Raw genomic sequence first — 6,337 nt, 5'->3', positions numbered from 1 at the left:
CTGACAAACCCTGAATTCTCAAAGACTTATCCCGGATCAATGAACGCTTACCCCCAGAACCAAATGCTCGGCGCCTCGTGGCGCTGGTGGCGTTTGTCTTCCGGGTGGCGATGATCCCTCCCGGCCCTGGACGCGTATGCCGCCTAGTGCCGTAGCTGTGTAAAACACAGAGCCAAGCCCGGAACCAGTAACCTGGACCGGGCTTTTTTGTTGTGCGCCCGGTCTGAAAGCAAACATCAAATCGCTTACGAGACCCCGACATGACCGAAATCGAATTCAAGGCCCTCGCCGCGCAAGGCTACAACCGCATCCCGCTGGTCGCCGAGACCTACGCCGACCTGGACACCCCCCTGGGCATCTACCTGAAGCTGGCGCATGCGGGCCCGCTGGCCGGCCGCATGACCTGCCTGATGGAGTCCGTGGTGGGCGGCGAGCGCTTTGGCCGCTATTCGTTCATCGGCCTGCCGGCCCGCACGGTGATCCGCGCCAGCGGCACCCTGACGGAAGTGCTGCACGACGGCCAGGTCGTGGAAACCCACGAAGGCGATCCGCTGGCGTTCATCGAGCAGTACCAAGGCCGTTTCAAGGTCGCCCTGCGCCCCGGCATGCCGCGCTTTTGCGGCGGCCTGGCCGGCTACTTCGGCTATGACACCGTGCGCCACATCGAGCCCTGCCTGGGTCCGGCCGTCAAGCCCTTCCCGGCCGGCATGGAAGGCGGCACGCCCGACCTGATGCTGATGCACGTGGACGAACTGGTCATCGTGGACAACCTGGCCGGCCGCATCTACCTGATGGTCTATGCCGATCCCAGCCAGCCCGAGTCCTACAGCCGCGCCCAGCAGCGCCTGCACGACCTGCGCGCCCGCCTGCGACGCCCGGTGGAAATCCCGTACAGCCACGCCAGCATGCAGACCGAAGAGCGGCGCGACTTCAAGAAGGAAGACTATCTGGCGGCCGTGCACCGCGCCAAGGAACACATCGCCGCCGGCGACCTGATGCAGGTGCAGATCGGCCAGGTCATCGCCAAGCCCTTCCGCGATTCCCCGCTGTCCCTCTACCGCGCCCTGCGGTCGCTGAACCCCTCCCCCTACATGTACTTCTGGAACTTCGGCGACTTCCAGGTCGTAGGCGCGTCGCCCGAGATCCTGGTGCGCCAGGAACGCGTGGTGGACAACGGCGTGCCGAAATCGCAGATCACCATCCGTCCGCTGGCCGGCACCCGCAAGCGCGGCGCCACGCCCGAGGAAGACGCGGCGCTGGCCGCCGAACTGAAGGCGGACCCCAAGGAAGTGGCCGAACACGTGATGCTGATCGACCTGGCGCGCAACGACGTGGGCCGCGTGGCCGAAGTGGGCTCGGTGAAGGTCAGCGACACCATGGTCATCGAACGCTATTCGCACGTGATGCACCTGGTGTCCAACGTGACGGGCAACCTGAACTCCGGCATGAGCAGCATGGACGTGCTGCGCGCGTCGTTTCCCGCCGGCACGCTGACGGGCGCGCCCAAGGTCGAAGCCATGAAGATCATCGATGAACTGGAACCCGTGCGCCGCGGCATCTACGGCGGCGCGGCCGGTTACCTCTCTTACGGCGGCGAAATGGACGTGGCCATCGCCATCCGCACCGGCGTCATCAAGGACGGCACGCTGTACGTGCAGGCCGCCGCCGGCATCGTGGCCGATTCCAACCCCGAAGCCGAATGGGCCGAAACGGAAGCCAAGGCGCGCGCGGTGTTGCGCGCGGCCGAACAGGTGCAGCACGGCCTGGACGAACCCATCTGATCCCGGCCCCGCCCGAACCGAATACCGCCCGCACGGAGAAAAAAATGCTGTTGATGATCGATAACTACGACTCTTTTACCTACAACCTGGTCCAATACTTCGGCGAACTGGGCGAAGACGTGCGCGTCGCGCGCAACGACCAGATCACGCTGGAAGAGATCGCTGCCTTGAACCCGGACCGCATCTGCGTGTCGCCCGGGCCGTGCTCGCCGTCCGAAGCCGGCATCTCGGTGGCCGCGATCCAGGCGTTTGCCGGCAAGAAGCCCATCCTGGGCGTGTGCCTGGGCCATCAGGCCATCGGCGCGGCCTACGGCGGCGACATCGTCCGCGCGCAGCAGATCATGCACGGAAAGACAGTGAAGATCTCGCACACGGGCACCGACATCTTTACCGGCCTGCCCACCCCGTACACCGTGATCCGTTACAACTCGCTGACCATCGACCCCGCCACCCTGCCCGACTGCCTGGCGGTGACGGCAACCGCCCCGGACGGCGACATCATGGGGGTCCGCCACAAGACCCTGCCCTTGTACGGAGTACAGTTCCACCCCGAATCCGTGCTCAGCGAACATGGCCACGCCCTGCTGCGCAATTTCCTGAACCTCGCCTGAGAAGGACGCATCGTGACGATTTCCCCCACCGAAGCGCTGACGCGCTGCATTGAACACCGCGAAATTTTCCACGACGAAATGCTGCATCTGATGCGCATGCTGATGCGCGGCGAGATGTCTCCGCAGATCGCAAGCGCCCTGCTGATGGGCCTGCGCGTGAAGAAGGAAACCATCGGCGAGATCACCGCTGCCGCGCAGGTCATGCGCGAATTCGCCACCCCCGTCGCCACGCCCAATCCGCAGGATCTGCTGGACATGTGTGGCACCGGCGGCGACGGCAGCCACACGTTCAACATCTCGACGACCGCCATGTTCGTGGCGGCCGCGGCCGGCGTGCCGATCGCCAAGCACGGCAACCGCAGCGCCTCGTCCTCCAGCGGCAGCGCCGACGTGCTGGAAGCCCTGGGCGCCAACCTGGTCCTGACGCCCGACGAAGTCGCCGAGTGCATCCAGGCTACCGGCATCGGCTTCATGTTCGCGCCCGCCCACCACGGCGCCATGAAGAATGTGGCCGCCGTGCGCAAGGAACTGGCCGTGCGCACCATTTTCAACATCCTCGGGCCGCTGACCAACCCCGCGGGCGCCGCCAACCAGCTGATGGGCGTGTTCCACCCCGATCTCGTCGGCATCCAGGTGCGCGTGCTGGAGCGCCTGGGTTCGCGCCATGTGCTGGTCGTGCACGGCAAGGACGGCATGGACGAAGCCTCTCTGGGCGGCGCCACGCTCGTGGGTGAGCTGAAAGATGGTCAAATACGGGAATATGAAATCCACCCCGAAGACTACGGGCTATCCATGATGTCCAACCGGTCCATCAAGGTGTCCAATCGCGAGCAGTCGCGCGAACTTGTCATCGAAGCGCTGGACAATGTCGAGGGCACCGCGCGCGACATCGTTGCGCTCAATGCGGGGCTTGCCATCTATGCCGGCAATAAAGCCGATTCCATTCCCGAAGCCTTAGCGCTAGCATTTGAACTGATTGCCACCGGCGCGGCGCGAGCCAAGCTGGAAGAATTCTGCGCATATACCCGGAAATTCCAGAAATGAACGATATTCTTGCGAAGATCCTCGCCGTCAAGGTCGAGGAAGTCGCCGCCGCTCGCCAGATGCGCAGCGAAGCCGAAGTCCTGCGCGAAGCGCAAGCGCGCCAGGACGTGCGCGGCTTCGCCCAAGCCATCGAAGACAAGATCTCGCAGGGCAAGGCCGGCGTCATCGCTGAAATCAAGAAAGCGTCGCCTTCCAAGGGCGTGCTGCGCGAAACCTTCGCCCCCGCCGATATCGCCTCGACCTACGCCGTGCACGGCGCGGCCTGCCTGTCGGTGCTGACGGACGTGCAGTTCTTCCAGGGCTCGCACGACCACCTGCGCCAGGCGCGCGCCGCCTGCTCGCTGCCGGTGCTGCGAAAAGATTTCGTGATCGACCCGTATCAGATCATCGCCGCCCGCGCGATGGGCGCGGACTGCGTGCTGCTGATCGTGGCCGCGCTGTCGCCGTCGCAATTGCGCGACTACGAAACGCTGGCGATGGAACTGGGCATGGACGTGCTGGTGGAAGTGCACGACGCCCGCGAGCTGGACGTGGCGCTGACCATGAAGACGCCGCTGCTGGGCATCAACAACCGCAACCTGCGCACCTTCGAGACCAGCCTGAAGAACACGCTGGACCTGCTGCCCAACATTCCGGCGGGCAAGCGCGTCGTGACCGAAAGCGGCATCTTGAAGCCCGAAGACGTGAAACTGATGCGCGACCACAAGGTCAATGCGTTCCTGGTGGGCGAGGCCTTCATGCGCGCCAAGGATCCGGGCGCCGAACTCGCGCGCCTGGTGGGCTGAACCCAGCCCCAGGCCTAAACCGCTAGCGCGACCGGGGCAGGCCCAACGCGGCCGCGCGCCGGTACACCGTGCTGCGGTGCACACCCAGCGCCCGCGCCGCGCGGCTGACGTTGCCGCCGTGCGCGGCCAGCGCGTCGCGGATCGCGCCATCCGCCAAGGATTGCAGATCAGCCGTGCCGCCGCCCACAGGCGGCATGTCGGCCGCGTCGCCGCGCGCGCGGGCGGGCGGCGACAGCTCGGCGGGCAGCATGTCCGCTTCGACCACCCCCGACGGCCCCGCCAATACATGCAAGGTACGCAGCACCGCAGCCAATTGGCGGTAATTGCCCGGCCACGGATACGCGGCCAGGATGGCCTCGATCTGAGGCGGGAGCACCGGCCCCGGGCCCTGGGCCGCCCATAGCGCCCGCAGCAGTTCCAGCCGGTCCGCGCGCGTGCGCAAGGGTTCGAGCGTGACCGTGTATTCGGCGATGCGGAAATACAGGTCGGGGCGCACGGGCGCGTCGGGCCCTTCATGGGCGAGCGGGCGATGCGTGGCGCACACCAGCGCGAAGTCCACCGGCACCGGACGCGCCGCGCCCAGCGGCGACACTTCACGCGTCTGCAACACCCGCAGCAGCCGCGACTGCAGCAGCAGCGGCATGTCGCCGATCTCATCCAGGAACAATACGCCGCCGTGCGCCTGGCGCAGCAGGCCCTTGCTGCCCTGCCGGCGTGCGCCGGTGAACGCGCCGTCTTCATAGCCGAACAACTCGGATTCGATCAGGCTTTCAGGCAACGCCGCGCAGTTCACCGCCACGAAGGGGCCTGACGCGCGTTTGCTGCGCGCGTGCAGCTGGCGGGCGAACACTTCCTTGCCCACCCCCGTTTCGCCCTGCAGCAAAATGGATACGCCCGCATCGGCCAGATGCACGGCGCGGGCCAACGCCCCCAGGGTCGCGGCGTCGAAGCTGGGCGCGACCGGGCGCGCGGAGCCTGCCGGCGGCAAGGCCGGCGCCACCGGCTGCGGCGCACGCGAACGCGGCAGGCGCAACCGCGCGTGATAACTTGCGCCCGTGCGCGCATGCACCCGGCCTGCGGCATCCGGGCAGCGTTCCAGTTCGCCGTCGAACACGTCGGTATAGCGATAGACGCCCAGGGCCGTGGCTGCCAGCCCCAATGCCTGCAAGGCGCGGCGGTTGGCGCCGACCAGCAGGTCGCCCTGGAAGGCGAGCAGGCCTTCGCCGGGCGCCCCCAGGCCGGAATGGTCCGTGTGCAGGCGCAGCACGGCATGGTGTTCATAGGCCCGTTCAAACAGGCCGTGTTCGATCAGGTCCACCGCAGCGCGTACCAGTTCCAGCACGTCGGGGCGGACGTCGCGCGCCTGGCTGGACAGGTCAAGCACACCCAGCGTGCGGCCCTCGCTGTCGGTGATGGGCACCGCGGCGCAGGTCAGGATGCGGTTGGGTTCGAAATAGTGTTCGGCGCCGTGCACGGCGATGGGCCGGCCTTCCACCAGCGCGGTGCCGATGGCGTTGGTGCCGGCCGCGGCTTCGTCCCAGGGCGCGCCGGGCATCAGCGCCACGCGGGACGCGCGGCTCGCAAAACCCGTGTCGCCGCCGCTGTCCAGCACCAGGCCTTGAGCGTCGGACAAGATCACCAGATTGCCGCTGCCGCCCGCCTCGCGGTGCAGATAGGACATGGCGGGTTCGGAGAGGCGGCGCAGCGCTTCATTGCGCTGCTGGGCCTCGCGCAGTTCGCCTTGGGTCATGAGGTCGGCGCGGCGCACGCCACGCATGTCGAAGCCCAGGTCGGCGCAGCGCCGCCAGGATCGCAGGATGGGCTCGGCGACGATGCCGCCGGGCACGGCGCCCTGCTGGTTGAACAGCAGGCGCGCTTGCGTCAGCGCATGCTGACGGGACTGAGTGGCCATGCATGTCTCCTTGGACGGGCGTTCTGCGACGCCTGTTCCGCGACAATGTCGCAAATAGCGACAGAAGGACTGCCTCCACGCCGCGCACGCTACGCGAGCTTGCGGGCCGGCGAGGAAAACCACCCCCAACGCTGCGCACGCTCCGCGAGCTTGCTGCCCCCGAGGGGGCTGGCCCGCCTTGAGGCGGCCGGCGGCGGCCCGGCG

General features: G+C 67.2%; 5 protein-coding genes. 4 read left to right on the top strand and 1 reads right to left on the bottom strand.

Annotation, left to right across the window (positions count from 1 at the left end; genetic code table 11):
• Positions 1–260: 260 nt before the first annotated feature.
• The 4 genes from trpE to trpC are packed head-to-tail and all read left to right on the top strand — an operon-like array spanning position 261 to position 4,221.
• On the top strand, positions 261–1,781 hold the full coding sequence (trpE, locus tag ACO6D5_RS12915) for an anthranilate synthase component I (RefSeq protein WP_485825600.1): 1,521 nt from the start codon (positions 261–263) through the stop codon (positions 1,779–1,781).
• A gap of 44 nt (positions 1,782–1,825) precedes the next feature.
• Entirely contained in the window at positions 1,826–2,392 is a 567-nt protein-coding gene (locus ACO6D5_RS12910) for an aminodeoxychorismate/anthranilate synthase component II (protein WP_485825599.1), read from the top strand.
• Positions 2,393–2,404: 12 nt separating this feature from the next.
• Positions 2,405–3,436 carry an anthranilate phosphoribosyltransferase gene (trpD, locus tag ACO6D5_RS12905; RefSeq protein WP_315844905.1) on the top strand — a complete coding sequence of 344 codons (1,032 nt, stop codon included), beginning with the start codon at positions 2,405–2,407 and terminating at the stop codon, positions 3,434–3,436.
• A complete protein-coding gene (gene trpC, locus ACO6D5_RS12900) occupies positions 3,433–4,221 on the top strand; it encodes an indole-3-glycerol phosphate synthase TrpC (RefSeq protein WP_006227302.1) in 789 nt (262 codons plus the stop codon). Before trpD ends, trpC begins: the two co-directional genes overlap by 4 nt.
• 22 nt (positions 4,222–4,243) lie before the next feature.
• On the opposite strand, the gene ACO6D5_RS12895 is transcribed toward trpC, so the two are convergent.
• On the bottom strand, positions 4,244–6,133 hold the full coding sequence (locus ACO6D5_RS12895; RefSeq protein WP_485825598.1) for a sigma-54-dependent Fis family transcriptional regulator: 1,890 nt from the start codon (positions 6,131–6,133) through the stop codon (positions 4,244–4,246).
• Positions 6,134–6,337 lie beyond the last annotated feature (204 nt).

The sequence above is a fragment of the Achromobacter sp. genome, assembly GCF_057314935.1.
The sequence above is the reverse complement of the archived record's forward strand: the minus strand, read 5'-3'. Positions and strand labels throughout refer to the sequence as shown.